Origin of the sequence: Mesonia sp. K7 (assembly GCF_003233725.1) — a bacterium.
Classification (GTDB): Bacteria; Bacteroidota; Bacteroidia; order Flavobacteriales; family Flavobacteriaceae; genus Mesonia.
In genome coordinates, this window is the sequence record NZ_QKQV01000008.1 from 1 (window position 1) to 24,793 (window position 24,793).

A 24,793-nucleotide genomic window follows, 5' to 3' on the forward strand; every position below is an offset into this window, starting at 1 on the left:
AATGTAAATTTACACCAACTCAACATCTAAATATTAAAATATAGCTATCAAAAAAGAGTCAACCTATATCAGTATAATACACTAACCAATGTCAGCAGATAAAACAAAGGACTTTTCCCATATTAAATTCGGATTTCGAGGAGAAGGAATTATATACAAACTGAATGGAAAAGAATATGAATTAAATTCTACGTGGATAAATGGAATTAGAATTCAGTTTGACGATTTGACAAATACGGACTTAAACGAAAAGCAGAAAACTAAAATGTTTGCGGAAATTATTCAGTTCGTTAACCAAAGTGATAATGAAAAACCAATAATCTGTTATAATTCGGACTACAAAGACGCGGAATTGTGGAAAAGACTCTCGACTGAATTTAGCTCTGAAATTAAAAATGTAGAGATAAGCGATGTTGAAAAAGACAATATTGCATTATATAAAACAATGTCCGAAGATTTAAAAACTGGAATGACAGAAATCAATATTAGAGGTCTGAAATTAAAAACAGTTAAGGACTTAGACAAACATTGGAACAAAACAAAGTTCACAAAAGATGGAGAATCTAACGAAAAAGTCATCTTTTGGGACAAATAAAAAACATTAACTTAAAACAACTGACTAAATGAAAAAAATTGGACTTATTAAACTTGCAGGAATTCTTCTTATGACATTTGGAATTACAGATTTGAATTTCGAAAACCTAAATATTGATGCTAATTATAAAGCATATGCTTCAATAATAAGTGGACTAATTATAGCTATAATATCATTTTTTATGCCTGAAAAGTTGAAAGATTAATTTCTGAAAGCTCATTTTTAGTTCATTTATTGAATTAGAAACTGAACTAAAAACCAAAAATGGAACTGTATGTGCAATTAAGGAAATTAAGGAAATGCTCATTCAATCAGAATTAAAAAAGCCTGAGAATAAAATGCTGATTGAGTTTACTCAAACTCTGAAAAAACAACGAAATAGCAACAATGTATAACCGCAATTACGGCGGAATTCCTTATCGGAATTCACACCTTTTTACTAACTTTAAACCGTCAGCGGAAAAATCACTGCTGATTTTCCCGTAACTGACGGTTATACCAGACCGTTGCCCACAATATGAAAAAAGAACTTTCCTGAAAATCCTCGCGGATTTTCTATTCGGTTTTTATTTGCTAAATTCCGTGCTTAAACACGCAACAAAATCTTACCGTTAGCTACAATATTTATGAAGAAATATATATTAACTATTATTACATTCATTCTATTTATTTCTTGTTCTACAACTAAGAAAAACAACTTCAGAAAAATTGGTTTTACTGAATTAAATTCTTATAAATCCAGCAGCTATGCAACTCCAAAAAGTATTAAATTTATTCTCGTTGGCAAATCTCAATATGAAGAATATTTCAATGATCTAAAAGAAAAAATTATTCAGACCTTTTCACATACCAACATAGAATTATCTTTTAAGAATTCGAAGTCAAGTATTGCGTATTATAGACAGCATCAGGAAAAAAATGAATATTTATTTTACATAGAAGTTTCTGGTATAAGAACTAAAAAAGTTGATGAGGATTCGAATGTTCGCCTGAGTTATTACTTAAAAGGTTACCTTCAAAAAGATGAAAAATCCGAATCAATCTTCTTTTTTAATGGTGAAGTATTTGCTATTAATGATGTAACTAGCCAAAACAATGAAGTCGTAAAATATCTATTCACAAAAATATTTTTAAACTAACTATTCAACAAATACAGTAGCCAACAACGTATATCGCAAATTACTGTCTTCGATTTACGCTGGAGCCCCAAAGTCAGGGCTCGTAATAAATTGCATTCCGAATACACATAAAGCTTACAATAGAACCCTTCTTAACGTTTTTGTACTTTTAGCGTCTGCTGAACCGTATTGCTAAAAAGTTTTATAAAATACAATCCAGCCTTTAAATGCGTAACATCAAGTGCTTGATTTGGTTGTAAATCTGTTTCTATCAAGAGTTTTGCTGATATATCATAAACCTTAAGTCTAACATCATCTTCTAAATGACTAAAATACAAATGTTGCTCCATCGGATTAGGGTAAGTCTCTACCCTATTATTATCTTTTTGATCCATTTTTAGACTTGTGCTCTTTTGATAAGCAATGGTATTTGCTGGTGAACACCAAATAAATTCTTTATCTGACTGATTATCAATATCCGCGACAGCGACATTATCTACAAACAAACTAGAGTTGTTATCCAAAATTATTTCTTGGGAAAAGTCAGAATTATTTCCTTGTATAAAAACTCTCGGGTTACCAGAAAAAGCGGTATAAATATCTTTAAGTCCATCGTTGTTTACCTCTATTACAGCAAGTCTTTTTATACTGTTTGGTGTTGCGCTAAACAGATCACTGTGATGAGTAAAGGATGTTCCTGTATTGTTGTTGTTAAGGTAAAGGCTTGCATCACCGGTCGCACTTGTAAAAATAAGATCTAACAAATTATCACCATCAATTTCTTCGAGTGCAAGGCTGGTAATGGTAGTATGATTGGTTTGGGTAACAGTATGTGGTGTAAAGTTACCGTTTCCATTATTAAGATAAACCACCGCACCTATGGTTTCCCCAGTTACAATATCCATATTTCCATCTGCATTTACGTCTGCTTTGGTAATGGTCCAACACTCTAAAATATTAGGAGAACCACTCGTCGTTAGAATGGCAGTTTTAGAGAAAGTACCAGTACCATCATTTTCGTAATAATTAATAGCATGTTGCCAAATCGCAACTATATCCTGATCTCCATCATTATCAAAGTCATCAATCACCAATCCTTTTCCAAAAGTACTTTCGGTATCAATAACTGTTCTTGTGACAAAACTTCCATTGTTATTCATTCGCAATATCAAATCGCCATTGCTTTGGGTCATAAGCAGTAAATCTTTAGCACCATCACCATTAATGTCTCGTGCGTCTACATAGATAGGGTCACTTTCTACGGCAATGATTTGTTGATCAAAGCTACCATTACCTTCATTAAAATAAATGGTAATGTTATCTGCTGCATATGCTTTGCTCACTAAGACATCAAGAAGTGCGTCATTGTTGATATCTGCAGTAGTAATGTAGGAAGTATCTCCTGAATCACTATCATTATCAATGTATTGAACAGGGCCAAACTGAGCATACATAAAGCTTTGGCAACACATGTAGATTAGAATTAGTATTTTTTTAATTTCCATCAACTACTAGTTATATGATTTTTAATACTTTAAATTTATCATTTACACTGGAATACAAAAAACTTTTAGCAAAGCATCTTGTATTCTTTTTAAAATTGAATTTTTTAAACCTTTAAAAATCCTTAAATTCGCAACTATTTTTAAATAAATCTAAATTTTAATGAAAATCCAATTTCGCTTTTTACTCCTCTTAGCCCTATTTTGTTCAATTTCATTTCAAGCTAAAGCCCAAGTTGACGAAGACAAATTAGGAGCTTGGTATATGTATTTTTTTGATACCACTTTTGGTGAAAGTAATTTTGGAGTTCAGGGTGATATTCAATACCGAAACTGGAATCTCATAGGCGATTTAGAACAACTTTTGCTTCGCGGTGGTTTTACTTACAAGCCTACAAATAGCAATATCAAATTTACATTGGGTTATGCTCATATCACCACAGGTGCTTTTGGTGAAGATAACTCAAACACTTCTAATGAAAGTAGAATTTACCAAGAGATACTTTTTCCTACTAAAGTTGGAAGTAGGTTTTATTTTAACCATCGTTTACGATACGAACAACGTTTTGTAGAAAACCAAGATTTCAGAACACGTTATCGCTATAATCTTTTTCTAAATATTCCGCTAAATAATAGCTCTTTATCTGCTAAAACTGTCTATTTGGCCTTATACGATGAGATTTTTATCAACGGGCAACGCGAAATTGGCAATGGTGCTGAAGTAGAAATTTTCGATAGAAATCGTTTTTATGCAGCTTTTGGCTACCTTATCAAAGACGGCTTAAAAGTGCAATTGGGTGTGATGCGACAATCTACCGATAATTGGAGCAAAAATCAGTTACAATTGAGCTTACACCACTCTTTTTAATTCTTTTGAAGTGTTGGATTATATTTAAAGTCGTCCAATTCGGTTAGTTCCTGAGCAATTTTAGCTGACCACCTTTCTTGTATCTCAATTAAAATACCGTGTTTGGTTTCTCGATCGTAAAGATTTTGATAGATTCTACTTTCAGAAAATAGCTTTTTCATTTCCTTAATATATACAGATATTTTTGTCTCATTAGTTGCCCTTAATTCATCAAAACGCTTTCTCATTTTTCGTGCAAAAAGTTCAGAAATATCAAAATGCAATTGCTCATGTGCTAAAAGTGATTCTGATTCAACACGGTTCCAAGATTCGAGTTTAGAAAAAATAGCGTAAGCTGTTAATCTTCCGTAATCTGTTGCATAAAAGTATTCCGGAAAAGTAAAAAACCGACTTGCCGTGATGGCTCCAGAACGTTTTCCTGCAGCTGGTTGGCCTTTAAAGTCATCCCATGATAGCTTTCTAGTTTCACTCCAAGTCAAAATACTATCATTATCGATGTAATCTAAATCAGCTTGAGAAAAACCAACCAAATAAAAACCGAAAATAATGAAGAAAAGAACTTTTTTCATGATAAACAATTGTAACAAATTTATAACATCAAAAACATAAATTTTATTATACCTTTAAGCAAAATATGGCTCAACCTATACATTTATTTTGGTTTCGCAGAGATTTACGCCTCGAAGATAATCATGGTCTTTACCAAGCGCTTTCGAGCGAAAATAGGGTTTTTCCCATTTTTATTTTTGATGAAAATATTCTCGAAAGTTTACCCAAAAATGATGCCCGAATAACTTTTATCTATCTACAATTAGAAGAAATAAAAAAACAGCTTCAAAAATTAGGTTCTAGTCTTGCCGTTTATCACGGAAAACCAATGACAATTTTTAAAAGCTTAGTGAAAGAATACAATATTCAAAAAGTTTTTACCAACCACGATTATGAACCCTATGCTAAAGAACGTGACAAACAGATCGAAGAATTTTTAACATCAAAAGAAATAGAATTCTTCACTTTTAAAGACCAAGTCATTTTCGAAAAAAACGAAATTACCAAAAAAGACGGAGATCCATACGTGGTGTTCACGCCTTACGCTAAAGTTTGGATGGAGGAATATGCTAATAGTAGGATAGAAAAATACGATTCCGCAGAATTACAGAAAAAATTTTTACAAGATAAAAAACTGCCTTTTTTAAGTCTTGAAGCTATTGGGTTTAAGAAATCGGACATCTTGATTGAAGCTTATGATTTAACTACAGACCTCATCAGCGATTATAAAAAAACTAGAGACTTTCCGGCTAAAAATGGCACCTCAAGACTGAGTCCGCACTTACGTTTTGGTACCATTAGCATAAGAGAAGTTGTAAAAAAAGCTAACCAATTTAAAGATAAAACTTTCCTAAAAGAACTCATTTGGCGGGAGTTTTTTATGCAGATTTTATGGCATTTTCCGGAAACGGTTACCAAAAGTTTTAAACCAAAATATGATAATATTAAATGGCGAAACAATCCTAAAGAATTTGAATTATGGTGTGAAGGAAAAACAGGTTATCCGTTGGTGGATGCAGGAATGCGACAGCTAAATAAAACGGGCTTTATGCACAATCGCGTGAGAATGTTAGTGGCCAGTTTTCTCTGTAAACACTTACTGGTAGATTGGCGATGGGGTGAAGCTTATTTCGCTGAAAAGCTTAACGATTACGAGATGTCTAGTAATATAGGAAACTGGCAATGGGCCGCAGGAAGTGGTGTTGATGCAGCTCCTTATTTTAGAATTTTTAATCCAACTACACAAATAGAGAAATTCGACAAAAATTACACTTATATCAAAAAATGGGTTCTTGAGTTTGAAAGCGATAGTTATTCTGAAAAAATGGTTGACCACAAAGAAGCAAGAGAGCGTTGCTTAAAAGTTTATAAAAAGGCTATTTCTTAAAAAAGAGTATATTTAATACTTGTGAAATTTTCCTATGAAAAATTTTAGACTGACTACTTTTCTCACTTCCAATGTTACTGGTATCGATAATGAGAGCCTAAACTTATTATTTGATAAATGCTCGCTAAAAAAATATAAAGGAGGAGAATATCTTATACAACCTGACGAGAATTGTCAACATTCTTTCTTTGTAGAAAAAGGACTTCTAAGACAATATGCTATCGATAAAAAAGGTAAAGAGCACACCATACAATTTGCTCCCGAAGGTTGGTTGATGACCGATAGGGAAAGTGTCTTTTTTAGTGAACCCTCAAAATATTACATTCAAGCTATTGAAGACAGTACTGTTTTGATGATAGAACCTAAAGTTTTTGAGGCTCTAGCAAAAGAAAATAAAAGTTTCCAGCGTTTTAACAACCGATTACTTCAAAACCACATCCGACAATTACAGTACCGCATCAATCTATTGTTGAGTGCTACAGCAGAAGAACGTTACTTAGATTTCATCAAAACCTATCCTGATATTTTACTACGTGTACCACAAACCATGGTGGCTACTTATTTGGGTATTGCTCCCGAAAGTTTAAGCCGTGTTCGTAAAAACTTAGCCAACAAAAGCAGCTAATTTTTCTTTCTTAACATACATCAATGCGCAACAATTCTTGAACACCTAATTTTGGCATGTAAAAAAGAAAGGAGTATAAAAATGAGAAAGTTAAGCGCAATGCTCGTAAGCACAAAACCAGTTACAAAAACTGTACTCAATTGGCAAATCGAAACCGTTGAAAACACCGAAAAAGCCATCAAAAAAATTATCTGTAAACCTTATAAAGTATTAGCCATTTCTTCAGAAGTTCCTGAAAGTGATTTCGCGAAAGCTAAAAAAATGATTGCTGTGCTACAACCAGAAACTGTAGTGATTAGCATCGCAGGTCAAGAAGATTTAGGAACTCAACTTAATACCGCTTTTTTCCAAAATAAGTATAGAAATAAAGCGTATAAAGTTCTTGATAACTCATTTGAAATCGCTTTGTCGAATGCTTTAAAAAATAGTAATAATTAAAAAATAAAATAAGATGAAAACAAAACATATAGAGAAAATCGTACAACCGGGAATTCCTCATTTTGTAGGAGACGGTTTTAGAGTGCACAATTTTATACCTGGCACTTCGACCATGCAACGTATGGATCCGTTTATCATGTTAGACTACAATTCGAAATATAATTTTCCGCCCAGTAAAATCCCAAAAGGGGTTGGCGTTCATCCGCACAAAGGTTTTGAGACAGTCACTATTGCCTACAAAGGTCGCGTAGAACATGCCGATAGTTCTGGCGGTGGTGGGATTATTGGAGAAGGCGATGTACAATGGATGACTGCTGCAAATGGAGTACTTCACAAAGAATTTCACGAAACCGAATGGAGTAAAAAAGGAGGTGAATTTCAGATGGTACAATTGTGGGTAAACTTGCCAGCAAAAGACAAAGTGAGTCCGCCAAAATACCAAGCAATTGCTCATAAAGATATCACTAAAGTGGAATTAGAAAACAAGGTTGGAATTATTGAAGTAATTGCTGGAGAGTTTCAAGGTAATAAAGGTCCAGCCTCTACTTTTTCACCCATAAATATGTATAATGTTAAACTGAAAAGTAAAGGAAAAACCGAATTGAGTTTTCCTGAAAATTATACCACAGCTTTAGTGGTGATCGAAGGAAGCGTGAAAGTGAATCAAGAAGAAATCTCACAAGATCACTTTGTGTTATTTAAAAATGAGGGTGAAAACTTTTCCTTAGAAGCCAATGAAAACGCAATCGTTTTAGTGTTAAGTGGTGAACCAATCAAAGAACCAATCGCTGCACACGGACCTTTTGTAATGAATACCCAACAAGAACTGATTGAAGCTTTTCAGGATTTTAATGCAGGGAAGTTTGGATATTTAGAAGATTAATTGTTTACCATTTACTATATAAAAAAGACTATCTTAATAGGTGGTCTTTTTTTATTACTAAAAATTATACAAATGGGTGTTTTCATAATTATTACCTATATCATAATTAAAAGTAATAATTAGGAAATAAAAAAATCATTATCTTTTATCTCTAAATTTGAGAAAGCAAACAAACTAAAACATAAAATTATGGATCATGACTCAAACGACATCAGCAAATGCCCATTTCACAATGGTAAAAACACAAAAAAATCAATGTTAGGAACCACCAATAAAGATTGGTGGCCAAACTCCTTAGATTTAGATATTCTTCATCAGCATGATAGAAAATCAAATCCATTGGATGAAGATTTTGATTACGTAAAAGAATTTGCCAAACTAGATTTAGAGGCTGTAAAAAGTGATTTAAGAAAACTGATGACAGATAGCCAAGATTGGTGGCCTGCAGACTGGGGTTATTATGGCGGACTCATGGTAAGAACCGCATGGCATTTGGCAGGAACCTACAGAAAAGCCGATGGCCGAGGTGGCTCTAACACGGGAAATCAACGATTTGCACCGCTCAATAGTTGGCCGGACAATATCAATACTGATAAAGGCCGCAGGTTACTTTGGCCCATCAAAAAGAAATACGGAAATAAAATTTCTTGGGGAGATTTAATCATCCTTGCAGGAAATATCGCTTATGAGGAAGCCGGGCTTAAAACTTTTGGTTTTGGTGGAGGTCGCGAAGATATTTGGCACCCAGAAAAAGATATTTATTGGGGCGAAGAGAAAGAGTGGTTAGCAGAAACCAAAAACAGATATGGTGATGTTGAAAACCGTGAAAGTCTAGATAATCCGTTGGCTGCGGTTCAAATGGGCTTGATCTACGTAAACCCAGAAGGTGTCGATGGAAATCCTGATCCGTTAAGAACAGCAAAAGATATTCGTACTACTTTCGAGAGAATGGCGATGAATGATGAAGAAACTGTTGCACTTACGGCTGGTGGTCACACTATTGGTAAATGCCACGGAAATGCACAAGCAGATAGTTTAGGCGGTGATCCCGAAGCAGCTCACCCAGAGTATCAAGGTTTAGGCTGGTTTAACTCAGAAGGAACAGGAAATGCTGGGCATTCTATGACCAGTGGGATTGAAGGAGCTTGGACGACCCAACCTACTAAATGGGATAACGGTTACTTTGATTTATTGCTTAATCATGATTGGGAACTCAAAAAAAGCCCTGCTGGAGCTTGGCAATACGAACCTATAAACATGGAGGAGTCTAAAAAACCATTGGATGCCCATGATCCAACCAAAAGAAGAAACCCTATTATGACCGATGCCGATATGGCAATGAAAATGGACCCTACCTATAGAAAGATTTCTGAAAAATTTTATAATGATTTTGATTATTTCTCTGAAGTATTTGCCAGAGCTTGGTTTAAATTAACACATCGTGATTTAGGTCCAAAATCCCGTTACTTAGGCGCTGATGTCCCTCAAGAAGATTTGTTATGGCAAGATCCGATACCACAAGTAGATTACACTTTAAGTGAAAGTGAAATTGAAGATTTAAAATCAAAATTACTAAATAGCGGACTTAGCCGACAAGAACTTATCAACACTGCTTGGGATAGCGCTAGAACTTACAGAGGTTCCGACTTTAGAGGTGGCGCAAATGGTGCTAGAATTCGTTTGGAACCGCAAAAAAATTGGGAAGGAAACGAACCAGAGCGTCTTCAAAGAGTTCTTAGTAAGCTAGAAGAAATTCAAAACACGCTCGACAAAAAAGTAAGCATAGCCGATTTGATTGTGCTTGGCGGAAGTGCTGCCGTTGAAGCTGCAATAAAAGATGCTGGTTACAACATTAAAGTACCTTTCTCTGCTGGAAGAGGTGATGCCACGCAAGAAGATACCGATATCGATTCTTTTAATGACTTAGAGCCTATTCATGACGGTTTTAGAAACTATTTAAAGCAAGACTATACAGTTAACGCAGAAGAATTACTCCTAGACAGAACTCAACTAATGGGTCTTACTGCTCCCGAAATGACTGTGCTCATAGGCGGAATGAGAGTTCTCGGAACTAACTATGGTAATTCCAAACAAGGTGTTTTTACCGATAACGTAGGTGTTTTAACCAACGATTTTTTTGTGAATATCACCGACATGAGTAACCAGTGGAAACCCACCGACAACAAAAATTATACGATTATTTTTCGTGAAAAAGGAACGGAGAAATGGACTGCCTCACGTGTAGATTTGGTTTTTGGTTCTAACTCTATTTTGCGTTCTTATGCCGAATTTTATGCACAAGATGACAATAAAGAAAAATTTATCAAAGATTTTGTAAAGGCTTGGACAAAAGTAATGAATGCAGATCGCTATGATTTAAAATAGTTTTAACGAGTTTAGTTCATAGTTTTTACTGAAAATGTTTAACTTTAAGGTTGTAGAGAATATTCTCCACAACCTTTTTAATTTTTTTATTATGAAATCATACGACAATCTCGTTGAAGCATTACAAGGCTTAAAAAAACAAGGCTATACCGAAGATTTTAACCTCAAAGAAAACTGTCTGGAATGCAGTAAAGGAAAATATAAGATTTTTCATAACGAATTTGAAATCGATAAAACATTTAGGTTTGAAGACGATACTTCCAGCCCAGAAGGTTCCTCTATTTTATACGCTATTTCATCAGATAAATTCAATATTAAAGGAACAATGGTCAATTCTTACGGAATCTATTCTGATGACATTGCCGATGAGATGCTTGATAAACTAAATTTCTCTGATTAATATATGTCGAACACTCAACTAATTATTGAAGAACGAGCTGCCAATATTGGTAATTTTCTGGTTGGTAGACTCCTACCCTTTCGTCAGAAAAGAATGGTGGGTCCTTTTATTTTTATCGATCATATGGGGCCAGTAGAGCTCAATGAAAATCAAAATTTAGATATCGCTATGCATCCGCATATCGGGCTTTCTACACTTACCTTTTTGTTTGAAGGTGCTATTTTCCACCGAGATAGTTTAGGCACTGCCGTGGAAATAAAACCTGGAGCGGTCAATTGGATGACTGCCGGAAAAGGGGTGGTTCACACCGAACGCACGCCTGAAAATATCCGCGGAAGCAAAAAAAAACTACACGGACTACAAATTTGGGTGGCACTTCCCAAAGTTCTTGAAGAATGCGAACCTTCTTTTACACACATTGAAGCAAAAGACATCCCGTCTTGGAAAGAAAAAGACGTAAGCTACAAACTTATTGCAGGTGAAGCTTTTGGAAAGAAATCACCAGTACCTGTAAATAGCAAACTTTATTTTATTGAAATAAAAAGCGACACAAAGACAACTATCGAAATCGGTAAAGATTTATATGGTGAAAGTGCTTTGTATATTTTAGAAGGTGAAATCAAAAACGATGGTCATTCTTACGGGCCAAAACAAATTTTAATTGCTAAAGATGCTACACTCTGTACTTTTGAAATAGAAGCCAATACGACCGTTTATATTTTTGGTGGTGAACCTTTTCCGGAAGAACGTTTTATCGAATGGAATTTTGTTTCTTCGGATAAAAAACTCATCGAAAAAGCTAAGCAAGGTTGGGAAGCAAATAAATTTCCTCAGGTTCCTGAAGAAACTGAACGTATTCCCTTACCTCAAAAGAACAATTTTAAGAAAAAATAAAATCTATGTATATAAAAAGACGCTATAGCTTCTGGATGGTTATCAATTGGTCAAAATGGCCATTTATTATTGGCGTAATTTATAGTTACCTTATTTGCACACTTTCCGTACTTCTGGAGGCAAAACTATCGCTGCCTTGGGGGCCGCTTACCGTAATTGGAATTGCGGTAGCTTTTTATTTGGGTTTTAAAAATAATAGCTCTTACGAGCGAACTTGGGAAGCCCGTAAAATTTGGGGAGCTATCGTAAACAACAGTAGAACTTTTGGAGCTGCAGTTTTGGCATTTGTACAGGGTGAAAATACAAAAGAAATTCAACAGGAATTGATCTACAGGCACATTGCTTGGATGACTGCCCTAAGACACCAACTTCGATTGCCTCGAACATGGGAACATCAAAAAAACCGAGTAAAACTTTATGCTCCATCGACTTCTGAAGACTTTCACCATAAAATGGAAAGTGAGTTAAAAGAATTGATATCCAACAACGAAGTCAATTATCTCAAAAAGAAAACGAATCAAGCTACACAAATTTTAAAAATACAATCCGAAAAATTACAGAAATACAGAGATCAAGGATATTTTGAAGATTTTAGGCATATGGAGCTTCATCAACTCATTAAATCTTTTTATGAAGATCAAGGCAAGGCAGAACGTATCAAAAACTTTCCGTTTCCGAGGCAATATGCTTCTGTTGCCTTTTGGATAACCTTAATATTCAGTATTTTTATTCCTTTTGGAATGAACGAAATTATGGACGGTAAACAAGATGGTTTACTTTGGTTTGCCCCGTTTATGAGCGGACTCATTATCTGGGTTTTCTTCTTGATGGAAAAAATAGGTGATTATTCTGAAAATCCTTTTGAAGGAACGTACAATGATGTACCTATTACCAATATTTCGCGAGGTATAGAAATTGATCTTCGCCAAATGCTGGACGAAGAAAATACGCCACCACCAACTTCTGACGAAAACGGTTTTTTGATGTAATTTTAACCTATGAAAAAAAGTATTTCCCTCCTACTCTTTGTTTTTTTACTCGTTGCTTGTGCCACAACAAAACAACAAACTTGCAGTAATGTTTATCAAAACAATTATTCCAGTGTAAGCTACACTAAATTCAAAAATACTAATGGTGAATCAGACTATTACGAAGTAAGTTTTAATTGTGTTGCTTCGTCATTTTATTCACGTAAAGTGCTTTTTGACAATTTCGGAATATGGGGAAGATCTTATTTTGTGGGCGACAACATCCATCCTATTTTGATTTGGGAAAACGTAAATTTGTTTGAAGACGGTAAAAAGTATTTTATTTATGCTGGCGGAACCGAAAAATACCAATACACCAATACTACTTTTATGGTTTTTGACGAAAACTACAAAGATATGCTAGCAGAAAAAACACCCGAAAGAGCTAAAATCATTCAATTCTTAGGTGATTTGATTAAAAAAAATAACCCTGAGAATAAAAAATTTCAAGAAAAATACAACAAGCTGTTCAACCGAGAAATAGCTTTGTAAAATCAATCATGCTTATGGAAAATTTAGCAGCAATACCTATCTTCAAAAATGAGGATAAAAAAAGATTTGAATTGAAAGTGGATAAGCATTTGGCTTTTATCGATTATAAAGAAACTCCAAATCAAGTTGCTTTAACACACACAGAAGTTCCTGAAGAGCTTTCAGGTAAAGGAGTCGCCTCTATGATGGCAAGAAAAGTGTTTGATGAAATCGCACCTACGAACAAAAAAATCATTCCGATATGCCCATTTATTATCACTTTTGTGAAAAGAAATAACGAGTTTAAACCTCAGATAGACGAAAGATTTGCAGGTTACAAATCACTTTAAAATTCAAATTTTATGATTTTTACCATTATGCACATGGGTAAAAGCGTTTCAGAAGCCGAATTATACAAAATTAAAAACGACTTATATACAGACATATTGCTTGAATGCTTATATGAATGTAATTTTCGTGCTAATATTTAATAGTATTATTCCCGAAATGATGAAACTTGGCAATTGGGGTTATTGGTTATCGGCTCCATTAACTGTTTTAATTGGTTGGGTTTATATTGTAATGGAACATATTGGTGATTATTCAGAAAATCCTTTTCAGGGAATGGCTCACGATATCCCAATGCTCTCGTTATGTAGAATAATAGAAATAGACTTACGCGAAATGCTCGGCGAAACCAATTTACCACCAAACATTGAAGCAGTCAACGGAGTTTTGATGTAAATGTTAAGAAATATATAATTTTAAACAATAAATTATTATATTAGCACCTATCAAAAAACAAATTTTATGAAAAAATTGCCCTTATTATTAGTTGCTTTTTTAAGTTTAGTTTTAACTACTTCTTGTGAAAATGAACCTTTAGATCCTAATATTGTTGCAGAAAACCCAAATACAAATCCTAACACAGATTTTCACGGAACATTAACTTATGAAAATGAAAGTTATGATATTCCTAGAATAACCATAGCCAAACAAACATTGGGTGAAGAAGAGTCTTTTATAAGTTATACGCTTTCTTCTGTAAGACAAGTATCAACATCAACTATCAACAATGTACAAATAATATTAATGACTGAAGATACAGAGTTAGATGCTCAGATGTACACACTTGCAAATTATGTAAATTATGGCGGGTCATTAACAACCATAACCGTAAACCCTGATCAAAGTGTAGACACTTCTCAAGAGTATATTTTTAATTTTATAGATGAAGATAAATATTTAGAGGTCGGAGATTTTGAAGTGATAAATATTACTGATAATAATGTAGAACTTGATTTTACATTTACTAATGTTAGTGGTGTTACCATAAGTGGTACTTATAGTGGGCCATATGACTATGTTGAACAAAATCTATAATTTGTCTTATTCAAAAATCATCTATTCAGGTAGTAAAACGGTATCTATTTTATGCATTACACCGTTTATTGCCTGAATATTTATTTTTGTAGATACACCTTGTCTTCCTAAAAAGTCTGTCGCTGTAAAGGTCATATTCTCTGTATCTTTTGTAATACTTATATTTCCCGAAGTATTTGTAATCGTAGCTGGTAAACTTTCGTAACGGTACTCATTATTTTCCATAAAATGATAGTTTAGAATATTGGTCATTTTTTGATCATCTACATCTTCTATCGTAGCAGTTTGATTAGGGAAAAGTTCTAAAATTAGATTATCAAAAGCTATATTATCTGGAGCAAAAACTGTGTAAGGCTCTTGTGAAAAAGGGCCAGTAGCTCCTAACCACAACATATAATTATTTGCAGCCTGACCATCGAGCTTAAAGGCCATTTCTAAAGTTTCAATTTCTGTGTCAGCAACAACAAAAGTAGCTAAAGTTGGTAACTCGAGTACGTCATTAAGAATATGAATGATTCCATTAGTAGTTACTATATCTTGTGAAGTAAGTGAAACTTCTCCATTAATAAAAAAGCCCAAATCTCGGTTAAAATAAGTATCTAAAGTTTGACCAGTGTTAGACAGTGCTAAGTTTTTCTCATAACCAGTCAAAATCTTCTCAGAATGTAAATTTTTATCAAACCAATGATTTTTTAAGATATTTTCTTCAAATCCTTGTTGCAAAGAAAGGTAGTTTTGCAGCGAATCTTTTTGTGCTACAAACAAGGTTTGCCATTCTTTTTCATTCAATTCTGTCGTGAGGTTTGCATTCGCTAATTCTTGATAAAAGGGCTCTGTTTCTGCACTTATCTGTAACATCGATGCCATTGTTGGCAATTCCATCACACGATCTATTTGGTGTATCAGTCCGTTATCGGCCTCAATATCTGGTGTAAGAATTCTGGTTGTTGCGTTAAAAGTAAGTTCAGTATCGTTAAAAACATACATATCCATCGTATAACTCAACGAATCGTTTACAGCAGCTTCTGCATAACTTTTTAGGTAACCCGTATTGAAGTTTTCTTCAAAAACAATATTCGGCAACAAGTGATAATCGATAAGCTGTTGTAAATTTTCTACAGGGATATCATTTACCGAAGCCAAGCTATTTTCTTGTAAATAAACATTCATTGCATCGTTATCTGGCGCAAAAAAAGTATACGAGCCCGAATTTCCGTCTAAACGAGAACTGTATTCTGCTCTTTCTATAGCACTTGCGATTATCGAGTAATTTTCATTTTTTTGTACAAAATCGGTAATCGAATTATTACCTTCAATCACATTACCGTTATCGTCATCATCAACACAGGAGGTGACAAAAAAGAAAATAAAAAGAATTGGCAATATTTTTGCAACGAATGAAATAAAATTTTTCATTTAAAGTTTTTAGATTAAAATTTGATATGAGCAATATACAAAAACCACTTTTTATGGTTATCAATAAAAACACAATATTTAGCATTTTTATTGTATTGGTTAGCATTTTTGGTTACAGTCAGAACGGTGTCAACCAACACGATGCTAATGGTAAAAAAAATGGAAAATGGATAAAGTATTTTGAAGAAGAAGAACCAAAGCAAGTACGTTACGAGGGTACTTTTGAGCACGGTCAAGAAATTGGTGTTTTCAAGTTTTATGAACCCAAAAGCGGGAAGCAGCCAGTTGCTACTAAAGAATATACCAAAGGTAGTAATAAAGTGCTAGTAACCTTTTACAACAAAGCTGGTAAAGTGGTGAGCAAAGGACATATGGTTGACAAAAAAAGAGAAGGAAAATGGGAAATATTTCATAAAAATGGAACACAGTTAATGCTTATCGAAACTTATAAAAATGATAAACTCCATGGTGAAAAAATCACCTATTTCCCAAACGGAAATGTAGCAATGAGCCAGCATTATAAAAACGGAGTACTTCACGGCCAAACCTTAATTTATGGTGATAACAAGACTATTATTCAAAAATATGCCTATGTCGATGGAAAAGTAGAAGGTCACGCTTCTTTCTACGACAGTGAAGGCAATTTACTTACCGAGGGAAACTACAAAAACGGTCTTAAAGATGGTATTTGGAAAATCTACGAAAATGGTGAACTCGTCGAGGAAGAACTTCACCCAAAACCAATTCCTACACCTAAGGCAAAACCCTAAAATATTTCGTATTTTTGCATTTTAAAATTTCTAAAACTTGAAGAACAAAAGAGTAGTTGTTGGCTTAAGTGGTGGCGTAGATTCTAGCGTTGCAGCCTATTTGCTCAAAGAGCAAGGCTATGACGTTATTGGGCTTTTTATGAAAAATTGGCACGACGACTCGGTTACCATTAGCGACGAATGTCCTTGGCTAGAAGATAGTAACGACGCGATGTTGGTGGCACAAAAACTCAACATTCCTTTCCAGACGATCGATCTAAGCAAAGAATATAAAGAACGCATTGTTGACTATATGTTCAACGAATATGAAAATGGTAGAACACCAAATCCAGACGTGTTGTGCAACCGCGAAATCAAGTTTGATACTTTTATGAAAATCGCCCTATCTTTAGGAGCAGATTATGTCGCTACAGGTCATTATTGCCGCAAAAACACTTTCGTGAAAAACGGTACAGAAACGCATCAGCTTCTCGCTGGAAAAGACAAAAATAAAGACCAATCCTATTTTTTGTGTCAGCTTTCACAAGAGCAATTAGCGAAGGCTTTGTTTCCTATTGGTGAATTACAAAAAAGCGAAGTACGAAAAATTGCTTCCGAACAAAACCTAATCACTGCCGAGAAGAAAGATTCACAAGGACTTTGTTTTATTGGTAAAGTGAGACTGCCAGATTTCCTTCAACAGCAGCTCAAGCCAAAATCAGGTGATATTGTGGTCATTTCTGAAAATGATGAAAAGTACGCTTTCGCGGAAACTCACAAAAGTGACTACCAACAACTTTCAGAAAAATTTGTCTACCATAAAAGTGAAGGCAAAGTTGTGGGACAACATAACGGTGCTCATTTTTTTACCAAAGGACAACGTAAAGGTTTAGGTGTTGGCGGTTTTAAAGAGCCTCTTTTTGTGATCGAAACCGATGTTGAGGACAATGTGATTTATGTAGGTGAAGGTAAACAACATCCTGGTTTATACCGTAAAGGTCTTTTTGTAAAGCCTCACGAAATCCATTGGTTACGTGAAGATTTAAAACTCAATTCAGGCGATTCTTTTGAGGTAAAAGCAAGAATTAGATACCGACAACCCCTAGAAAAAGCTACTTTGCACCAAACCGAAAATGGTATGTATGTGATTTTCGAAAATCCACAATCAGCCATCACCGAAGGACAGTTTGTCGCTTGGTATCAAGATGACGAATTACTAGGTTCCGGAGTAATTTCATAAAATACAAAGCATGTTTAAAAACAATAGAATTGTACAATTATTTGATATTAAATACCCTATAATCCAAGCGGGAATGATTTGGGCAAGTGGTTGGAGATTGGCAAGTACAGTAAGTAATGCTGGTGGACTCGGAATTATTGGTGCAGGGTCGATGTATCCTGAAGTTTTACGAGAACACATTCAAAAATGCCAAGCTGCTACTGACAAACCTTTTGGCGTTAATGTGCCGATGCTTTATCCAGATATCGATCAAATTATAGACATCATTATCAAAGAAGGCGTAAAAATTGTTTTTACTTCCGCAGGAAACCCAGCAACTTACACGTCAAAACTTAAAGCAAATGGAATAACAGTTGTGCATGTGGTAAGCAGCGTAAAATTTGCTTTAAAAGCAGAAAGTGCTGGTGTTGATGCCGTCGTGGCCGAAGGTTTTGAAGCAGGAGGACATAATGGTCGAGAGGAAACCACCACTTTTACTTTAATTCCGATGGTAAAAGAACAACTTTCTGTGCCACTAATTGCTGCAGGAGGAATTGCTACTGGTCACGGGATGCTCGCTGCTATGGTTTTAGGAGCTGATGGCGTACAAATTGGTAGTCGATTTGTAGCAAGCGACGAAGCTTCTTCGCACCAAAAATTTAAAGAAGAAGTAGTAAAAGCCAAAGAAGGTGATACCAAACTGACCTTAAAAGAATTAGCTCCCGTCCGATTGATTAAAAATAAATTCTACCAAGCGGTAGAAGAATTGTATAAAACCAATCCTACCAAAGAACAGCTTATCGAACTACTCGGCAGAGCACGTGCTAAACGTGGTATGTTTGAAGGCGATTTAGAAGAAGGAGAACTCGAAATCGGGCAAATAAGTGGATTGATTCACGAGATTAAACCCGCTGCTAAAATTGTAGAAGAGATTATTGCTGAGTTTGCAGTAGCAAAGAAAGAGATATCAATATAACCACTTTTATCATCCTATTTTTTTAAATTTATATAAATAAAAAAACCCTAGAAAATCTAGGGTTTTAATATATCAAAAGACAGGAAAGTGATTATTCTTTTCCTTCCATTCTGTCTTTTAAAGCTTGTAAATCTGCGTTAGCATCACCAAGAGTTGGCTTGTTCTCTTCTTGTGATTTTTTAGCTGCTTGCTTTACAATCTTCGCTTCTTCTTCTTTATGGATAGACATATGAGAAGCAACTACTCTCTTGAATTCTTTATTGAACTCAATGATTACAAATTCTGCCTCTTCACCTTTTCCTAACTTGCTACCGTCTTCTTTTTCTAAATGACGTGTAGGAACAAATGCAGTGATATCTTCGTTAAATTCTATCGTTGCACCTTTGTCTACCATCTCATCGATTGTAGCGGTATGCTTCGTACCTACAGCAAATTCAGTTTCGTATTTATCCCAAGGGTTATCTTCTGTTTGTTTGTGACCTAAACTTAGTTTACGACCTTCAACATCAAGTTCAAGAACGACTACGTCTAGTTTATCACCAACATTACAGAATTCTGATGGATGCTTGATTTTCTTTGTCCAAGAAAGGTCAGAGATATAAATCAAACCATCGATACCTTCTTCTAATTCTACAAATACACCAAAGTTGGTAAAGTTACGTACAACTCCTGTGTGACGTGAGCCAACTGGATATTTTGAAGTAATATCTGTCCAAGGATCTGGCGTTAATTGCTTGATACCTAAAGACATTTTACGCTCATCTCTATCTAAAGTTAAGATTTGTGCTTCTACTTCGTCACCAACGTTTACGAAATCCTGAGCCGAACGTAGGTGAGTAGACCAAGACATTTCAGAAACGTGAATCAAACCTTCTACTCCATCAGCAACTTCGATAAATGCACCGTAATCTGCAATCACAACTACTTTACCTTTTACTTTATCACCAACAGATAAGTTTTCTTCTAAAGCTTCCCAAGGATGCTTGCTTAACTGCTTAAGACCTAATTGGATTCTTGTTTTATCTTCATCAAAATCTAAGATAACCACGTTTAATTTTTGGTCTAATTCTACGATTTCGTTCGGATGATTGATTCTTGACCAAGAAAGATCGGTAATGTGAATTAATCCATCAACACCACCAAGGTCAACAAATACACCGTAAGAAGTGATGTTTTTCACCACACCTTCTAATACTTGACCTTTTTCTAACTGACCAATAATCTCTTTTTTCTGCTCTTCGATATCTGCTTCGATAAGCGCTTTGTGCGAAACCACAACGTTTTTGAATTCGTGGTTGATTTTCACCACTTTAAATTCCATAGTTTTGTTGACGTAAGCATCGTAATCTCTAATTGGCTTCACATCAATTTGTGAACCTGGTAAGAAAGCTTCGATACCAAAAACGTCTACAATCATACCACCTTTAGTACGGCATTTCACAAAACCGTTTACGATCGTACCTTCGTCGTGTGCCTTATTTACTCTATCCCAAGCTTTGATTACTCTAGCTTTACGGTGAGATAATACCAACTGACCTTCTGCATCTTCACGCTGGTCGATCAATACTTCTACTTTGTCACCAACTTTTAAGTCTGGGTTGTAACGGAACTCGTTTAAAGAGATTACCCCTTCACTTTTTGCGTTGATATCGATAATAGCATCACGATCAGTAATATTGATTACCTCTCCTTCTACTACTTCGTCATCTAAAGTGTCTACGAAATTGTCTTCAACAAGTTTTACAAATTCTTCTAATTTGTCTCCATCAATTGGGTCGATACCTTCTTCGTAATTGTGCCAATTGAATTCTTTTAAGAATTTTTCTGGATTTTGCTGTTGTTCAGAAACAGCAGGTTGAGAATCGTTTGCCATTCCAGCAACCTCCTGCACTTCAACCTCTTGTGTGTTTTTTTCTTCAGCCATAGCTGATATAAATATTTGTATTCTATATTCTTACGGAAGATTTAACAACTAAAATATAGAAGCGTTAAAATATAAATTGCCCTTTTCTCTTCCGATTCGCTGTAAAAAGGAGTGCAAAATTACAACTTATTTTTTGATTTTCAAATATTTATGAAGGAAATAAGAATACAGTTAATTTAGAGAAGTTATTAAGAAATATTAAACTTTCAAACAAGCTCTAAATCCGCGTGCAGCGTAATAAGACTCAGCTCCGTTATGGTAAATAAACGTTCGCCCAAAACGAAAATCACCAAAAATAGCTCCACCTAATTTTCTCACTTCTTCAGGAGTCGCGAGCCAACTTGAGGTTTTGGTGTCAAATTTGCCCAACTTTTGCAGTTCGTGATATTGTTCTTCGGTAAGTATTTCTAAACCCCTTTGCTGTGCATAATTTAGAGCACTATCTTTTGGCTTAAATTTCTTTCTAGATTCTAAAGCCTCTTGATCATAGCAAAGACTTCTCCTCTCTTTCGGACTTTCTTTTACACAATCGAAAAAGATATACTCTTTGGTTTTTTCATCATAACCCACCACATCAGGCTCGCCTCCTGTTTTTTCCATTTCGAAAAGTGACCACAATTTTTCTGGAGCAAGTTGGAGTTTTGCTTCTACTTTTTGCCAAGTTATATTGTCGTGACGAGACATATTCTCCTCAAAACGGGTTTTGAGAATTGCTAACATTTCGGTTTGTTGTGCTGAGGTTAGTTTTTTACTCATTTTCTTCTTTTATCTTTTCTTCCGCTAAAGCGATTATTTTTTCAAACTGTTCGTCTAAAGTCAAACTACTGTTGTCAATCTCAATAGCATCATCGGCTTTGCGAAGAGGTGAATCTTTACGCGAACTGTCTATCTGGTCTCGCATCACGACATTATCCAACACTTCATCGTAACTTACCTCTTCACCTCGCTCGAGCAATTCTTCATACCTTCTATGTGCCCTTTTTTCTGCAGAAGCCGTCATGTACAATTTGAGTTCGGCTTCGGGAAAAACCACAGTTCCAATATCACGGCCATCCATGACAACACCTTTTTCCTTGCCCATTTGCCGTTGTTGGTCTACCAGTATTTTTCTAACTGCAGAAATTGCCGCAATCGGACTCACATAATTAGAAACTTCTAAAGTTCTGATTTCGTCCTCTACATTTTCACCATTTAAATAAACTTCGGCAAAACCTTTTTCGGGATTTCGCTTAAAGCGGATTTCTATTTCGTGTAAACGCTGTTCTAATTTTTCCTGGTGTAAAAAATTTTCCCCGATTAAATTTTCGCGCAAAGCAAACAAAGTAACCGCTCGATACATCGCTCCCGTATCAATATAGACATAATGTAATGCTTTGGCAAGTTGTTTGGCAACGGTACTCTTACCAGTGGAGGAAAATCCGTCGATGGCAATGATGATTTTTTTCAAGAGATGGTGTTTTACACAAAACTACACATTTTGAATAAGATTGTTATTGAAGGTTAATATTTACTCCAAAAAAACTCGAGTTTGCTGCACTACTGTAACGTGCGTACGTGTAGCTTAATCGCACTTTATTAAATTTAATGGAAATTCCACCGCTAAGACCTGCAAAAGATCGCTGATCGACAATTCGTAACTCTTCGCTTTTTCTAAAATTATAACCCAATCTGATGTTAAAACCACTTTCAGGAAATAATTCTGCACCAATAATGGTATGTCGCAATACATTATTAAAAAAACCTGGATCATCGGCTTGTACATTTCCGCTAAGGTCAGTTTCGTCACGATTGGTGTTTCTAAAAGCGATATTCCACTCCTGTAGATTTTCGAGTGTGAGGTGCCAACGAATCGGCACGTTATCTGCTTGTTGAGAAATTCCGAGAATTACTTCGGTTGGAATTTTTTCGTAAAGATCATTATAAGGTGTAAACTGAGAGCCTAGATTTCTAACCGCTCCAGCAACAACCAAGTCCCAATCTTCATAAACATACGTCAAGCCTAAATCTACCGCACCTCCAAAAGAAGAATATTGTTCAAGTTTAGAACTAATGAGTTTAAGATTGGCTCCTACATAAAAGTCTGAAAAAGGAATGTTGTAGGCATAACCAAAAGAAAGTGCCGCTTCACCTCCAGTAAATTCACCTGTAGGATCACCGAGTTCGGTATAACCATCAAAGGTCCCGTAATTAATATAAGTAATACCCGTATGCAAAACCTGTGTTCTTCTATCGATAAGATAAGCATAAGAAGCGGTTCCGTAATTGACATCTGCCAGGTAGTTGACATAGTTCAGCGAAAGCTGATTATCCATCTCTGGATTGATTAAAGCCGGGTTATATATAGCTCCCGTTGGATCGTAATCGTAGGTCGTAATGTTTTTTCCACCAAGAGCCGCTTGTCGTGGTGATGCAGTTAAGTTAAGAAACTGATAAGTCGATTGCCCTCCTATTTGTGCATAAGAAGTATAGCTAAACAACATAGCAAAAAGCAATCGACCTATTTTTTGCATATACGCAAAAGATTTATTTAAAATTTAAACGAATGGATTTGCTTTTTATTTTCGGAATTTTTAAATCGTTGGATCTAGATAATCTGGAGTTCCGTCGTTGTTAGAGTCTATAAAGTTGATTTCGTCTAGCGTAATCACACCATCTTCATTTGCATCATTTACTTCAATTTCATCTTTGGTAGGAATACCGTCACCGTCATCATCACTGTCTGCGAAATTTGGCAATTTTGCAGTGGTTGGCTCACCATCTGTATCTGTGTTGTCATCTATAAGCAACTTATTATTATTTAAATCTTCTATATGAGATGGTATCCCATCATCATCATGATCTGTTTGCAGCCCTTTATACATTTGAAAAGTAAAAATAATAGGTTTATATTGTTCTATTTGTGTCCCTGATGGTGGAGCTGCAAAGTAAGCTAATCCTGATGGAATAAAAACTGCTCCGTACCCAAAGTCATCATTAAAGCTAACCGTTCCGTCAGGATTAGAAACAAATCCTGTTGCTCCTTTAAATTCAATGATTCCTTCAACAAACCCCTTTATAATACTATTACCATCACCGATATTTGCCAATCTAAATTTAACAAAGTTTATACCTTGGTCGAAAACTTCTTTTTGTAAGGTTTCTCCCCTATAAGTTAAAATCACATCATCTGCGAAAGTAGGCTGAAAAGAATCAGCTCCTTTTCTTAACTGTAAAAAGTAAAGTTTATATGTAACATCACCATCTACGACTTCTTTAGATTTTAAAAACCCTGAATCAAATACAGGTGTTTCATTACTATTTACACCTGCGATGGTATCAAAAACAATTTTTTTATAGTTTGGGTTTACTTCATTATCCTCCAATCTGTAAAAATGTGTTTTTAAATACTCTTCTATTTGTCCTTGGTTTTCTACAGCAACTTCTGCTCTATCTCTTAAAACAACACCTCCACTACTAATATCATCATCATCTTCACAAGAAACTAAAAAAGCAATTAATAATAAGGCTATAAATTTATATTTCATCATTTCTTTTTATTTGGGCTGCAAGATACAATTTTCTTCTATTTTTGTATCTATAATGTATTTTATCCTGATTTATTATGCGAGTTGATAAATTTTTATGGTGCGTACGGTATTATAAAACAAGAAGTATTGCTACTGAAGCCTGCAGAAAAGGTCAAGTTAAGATTGCAAGCGAAACGGTAAAACCATCAAGAGAAGTTTACCCGAGTGATGAAATTGAGATCAGAAAAAACCAAATCGATTATAAAATACAAGTGCTAGACATACCTGAATCTCGAGTTGGAGCAAAATTGGTTAATATTTATATAAACGATATCACCCCTAAAGAAAATTTAGAAAAACTCGATCTACTGAAATACTCTAAAGATTATTACCGAAAAAAAGGTGTAGGAAGACCTACCAAAAAAGACCGTAGAGAACTCGACGATTGGTTTGACCCAGAAAATAAAAACGATTGAA

The 24,793-nt window shown here is 34.9% G+C and carries 28 protein-coding genes; 20 read left to right on the forward strand and 8 right to left on the reverse strand.

Annotation, left to right across the window (positions count from 1 at the left end):
* Positions 1–88 precede the first annotated feature (88 nt).
* The 3 genes from DNG35_RS07015 (at position 89) to DNG35_RS07020 (ending at position 1,734) form a co-directional block, all read left to right on the forward strand.
* Positions 89–595 carry a hypothetical protein gene (locus DNG35_RS07015; protein ID WP_111127309.1) on the forward strand — a complete coding sequence of 169 codons (507 nt, stop codon included), beginning with the start codon at positions 89–91 and terminating at the stop codon, positions 593–595.
* A gap of 28 nt (positions 596–623) precedes the next feature.
* On the forward strand, positions 624–800 hold the full coding sequence (locus DNG35_RS12170) for a hypothetical protein (protein ID WP_158524879.1): 177 nt from the start codon (positions 624–626) through the stop codon (positions 798–800).
* A gap of 421 nt (positions 801–1,221) precedes the next feature.
* Positions 1,222–1,734 carry a hypothetical protein gene (locus tag DNG35_RS07020; RefSeq protein WP_111127311.1) on the forward strand — a complete coding sequence of 171 codons (513 nt, stop codon included), beginning with the start codon at positions 1,222–1,224 and terminating at the stop codon, positions 1,732–1,734.
* Positions 1,735–1,865: 131 nt separating this feature from the next.
* Here DNG35_RS07020 and DNG35_RS07025 read toward each other — a convergent pair whose 3' ends face one another.
* Positions 1,866–3,218, reverse strand: coding sequence for a T9SS type A sorting domain-containing protein (locus DNG35_RS07025; protein WP_111127313.1), 1,353 nt, complete (start codon positions 3,216–3,218; stop codon positions 1,866–1,868).
* Positions 3,219–3,378: 160 nt separating this feature from the next.
* Here DNG35_RS07025 and DNG35_RS07030 point away from each other — a divergent pair, with 160 nt between their 5' ends.
* Positions 3,379–4,083, forward strand: coding sequence for a DUF2490 domain-containing protein (locus tag DNG35_RS07030; RefSeq protein ID WP_111127315.1), 705 nt, complete (start codon positions 3,379–3,381; stop codon positions 4,081–4,083).
* Here the strand turns inward: DNG35_RS07030 and DNG35_RS07035 are convergent.
* Positions 4,080–4,652 (reverse strand): DUF922 domain-containing protein, encoded by a 573-nt coding sequence (locus DNG35_RS07035; RefSeq protein WP_111127317.1) that lies wholly within the window; start codon positions 4,650–4,652, stop codon positions 4,080–4,082. The genes DNG35_RS07030 and DNG35_RS07035 overlap by 4 nt on opposite strands.
* Positions 4,653–4,717: 65 nt before the next feature.
* Between DNG35_RS07035 and DNG35_RS07040 the strand changes: the two genes are divergently transcribed.
* The 12 genes from DNG35_RS07040 to DNG35_RS07095 all read left to right on the forward strand — a co-directional run bounded on the left by DNG35_RS07040 (position 4,718) and on the right by DNG35_RS07095 (position 14,526).
* Positions 4,718–6,019 (forward strand): deoxyribodipyrimidine photo-lyase, encoded by a 1,302-nt coding sequence (locus DNG35_RS07040; protein ID WP_111127319.1) that lies wholly within the window; start codon positions 4,718–4,720, stop codon positions 6,017–6,019.
* Between the two features lie 34 nt (positions 6,020–6,053).
* Positions 6,054–6,644: a Crp/Fnr family transcriptional regulator gene (locus DNG35_RS07045; protein ID WP_111127321.1), complete on the forward strand. Its 591-nt coding sequence runs from the start codon at positions 6,054–6,056 to the stop codon at positions 6,642–6,644.
* A gap of 81 nt (positions 6,645–6,725) precedes the next feature.
* A complete protein-coding gene (locus DNG35_RS07050; protein WP_111127323.1) occupies positions 6,726–7,082 on the forward strand; it encodes a hypothetical protein in 357 nt (118 codons plus the stop codon).
* A 13-nt stretch (positions 7,083–7,095) separates the two neighbouring features.
* Positions 7,096–7,965: a pirin family protein gene (locus DNG35_RS07055; RefSeq protein WP_111127324.1), complete on the forward strand. Its 870-nt coding sequence runs from the start codon at positions 7,096–7,098 to the stop codon at positions 7,963–7,965.
* A gap of 189 nt (positions 7,966–8,154) precedes the next feature.
* A complete protein-coding gene (katG, locus tag DNG35_RS07060; protein WP_111127326.1) occupies positions 8,155–10,350 on the forward strand; it encodes a catalase/peroxidase HPI in 2,196 nt (731 codons plus the stop codon).
* 91 nt (positions 10,351–10,441) lie between these two features.
* On the forward strand, positions 10,442–10,750 hold the full coding sequence (locus tag DNG35_RS07065; protein ID WP_111127479.1) for a phosphoribosylpyrophosphate synthetase: 309 nt from the start codon (positions 10,442–10,444) through the stop codon (positions 10,748–10,750).
* A 3-nt stretch (positions 10,751–10,753) separates the two neighbouring features.
* Positions 10,754–11,644, forward strand: a complete 891-nt coding sequence (locus DNG35_RS07070) for a pirin family protein (RefSeq protein ID WP_111127328.1) — start codon at positions 10,754–10,756, stop codon at positions 11,642–11,644.
* Positions 11,645–11,649: 5 nt separating this feature from the next.
* Positions 11,650–12,633: a bestrophin family protein gene (locus DNG35_RS07075; RefSeq protein WP_111127330.1), complete on the forward strand. Its 984-nt coding sequence runs from the start codon at positions 11,650–11,652 to the stop codon at positions 12,631–12,633.
* Positions 12,634–12,642: 9 nt separating this feature from the next.
* Entirely contained in the window at positions 12,643–13,164 is a 522-nt protein-coding gene (locus DNG35_RS07080) for a hypothetical protein (protein ID WP_111127332.1), read from the forward strand.
* 14 nt (positions 13,165–13,178) lie between these two features.
* Entirely contained in the window at positions 13,179–13,493 is a 315-nt protein-coding gene (locus DNG35_RS07085) for a GNAT family N-acetyltransferase (RefSeq protein WP_158524880.1), read from the forward strand.
* 112 nt (positions 13,494–13,605) lie between these two features.
* On the forward strand, positions 13,606–13,887 hold the full coding sequence (locus DNG35_RS07090; protein WP_199489104.1) for a bestrophin family ion channel: 282 nt from the start codon (positions 13,606–13,608) through the stop codon (positions 13,885–13,887).
* Between the two features lie 66 nt (positions 13,888–13,953).
* Positions 13,954–14,526 carry a hypothetical protein gene (locus tag DNG35_RS07095; protein ID WP_111127336.1) on the forward strand — a complete coding sequence of 191 codons (573 nt, stop codon included), beginning with the start codon at positions 13,954–13,956 and terminating at the stop codon, positions 14,524–14,526.
* A gap of 21 nt (positions 14,527–14,547) precedes the next feature.
* Here DNG35_RS07095 and DNG35_RS07100 read toward each other — a convergent pair whose 3' ends face one another.
* Positions 14,548–15,942: a fasciclin domain-containing protein gene (locus DNG35_RS07100; protein ID WP_111127338.1), complete on the reverse strand. Its 1,395-nt coding sequence runs from the start codon at positions 15,940–15,942 to the stop codon at positions 14,548–14,550.
* Positions 15,943–15,968: 26 nt separating this feature from the next.
* Between DNG35_RS07100 and DNG35_RS07105 the strand changes: the two genes are divergently transcribed.
* Genes DNG35_RS07105 through DNG35_RS07115 form a run of 3 tightly spaced genes read left to right on the forward strand, consistent with a single transcriptional unit; the run spans position 15,969 to position 18,886 of the window.
* Entirely contained in the window at positions 15,969–16,712 is a 744-nt protein-coding gene (locus DNG35_RS07105) for a toxin-antitoxin system YwqK family antitoxin (RefSeq protein WP_111127340.1), read from the forward strand.
* 37 nt (positions 16,713–16,749) lie between these two features.
* Positions 16,750–17,931 (forward strand): tRNA 2-thiouridine(34) synthase MnmA, encoded by a 1,182-nt coding sequence (gene mnmA, locus DNG35_RS07110; RefSeq protein ID WP_111127342.1) that lies wholly within the window; start codon positions 16,750–16,752, stop codon positions 17,929–17,931.
* Positions 17,932–17,941: 10 nt separating this feature from the next.
* Positions 17,942–18,886: a nitronate monooxygenase family protein gene (locus DNG35_RS07115; RefSeq protein WP_111127344.1), complete on the forward strand. Its 945-nt coding sequence runs from the start codon at positions 17,942–17,944 to the stop codon at positions 18,884–18,886.
* Between the two features lie 91 nt (positions 18,887–18,977).
* On the opposite strand, the gene rpsA is transcribed toward DNG35_RS07115, so the two are convergent.
* The 5 genes from rpsA to DNG35_RS07140 all read right to left on the reverse strand — a co-directional run bounded on the left by rpsA (position 18,978) and on the right by DNG35_RS07140 (position 24,334).
* On the reverse strand, positions 18,978–20,810 hold the full coding sequence (gene rpsA / locus DNG35_RS07120; RefSeq protein WP_199489105.1) for a 30S ribosomal protein S1: 1,833 nt from the start codon (positions 20,808–20,810) through the stop codon (positions 18,978–18,980).
* Between the two features lie 198 nt (positions 20,811–21,008).
* On the reverse strand, positions 21,009–21,566 hold the full coding sequence (locus DNG35_RS07125) for a DUF4256 domain-containing protein (RefSeq protein WP_111127346.1): 558 nt from the start codon (positions 21,564–21,566) through the stop codon (positions 21,009–21,011).
* Entirely contained in the window at positions 21,559–22,257 is a 699-nt protein-coding gene (gene cmk / locus DNG35_RS07130; RefSeq protein WP_111127348.1) for a (d)CMP kinase, read from the reverse strand. The genes DNG35_RS07125 and cmk overlap by 8 nt, the downstream gene beginning before the upstream one ends.
* Before the next feature lie 43 nt (positions 22,258–22,300).
* Complete coding sequence (gene porQ / locus DNG35_RS07135) at positions 22,301–23,320, reverse strand: type IX secretion system protein PorQ (protein ID WP_111127350.1); 1,020 nt, start codon at positions 23,318–23,320, stop codon at positions 22,301–22,303.
* A 60-nt stretch (positions 23,321–23,380) separates the two neighbouring features.
* Complete coding sequence (locus DNG35_RS07140; RefSeq protein WP_233494466.1) at positions 23,381–24,334, reverse strand: FKBP-type peptidyl-prolyl cis-trans isomerase; 954 nt, start codon at positions 24,332–24,334, stop codon at positions 23,381–23,383.
* Between the two features lie 77 nt (positions 24,335–24,411).
* Between DNG35_RS07140 and DNG35_RS07145 the strand changes: the two genes are divergently transcribed.
* Positions 24,412–24,792 (forward strand): RNA-binding S4 domain-containing protein, encoded by a 381-nt coding sequence (locus DNG35_RS07145; protein WP_111127354.1) that lies wholly within the window; start codon positions 24,412–24,414, stop codon positions 24,790–24,792.
* Position 24,793: the final 1 nt, after the last annotated feature.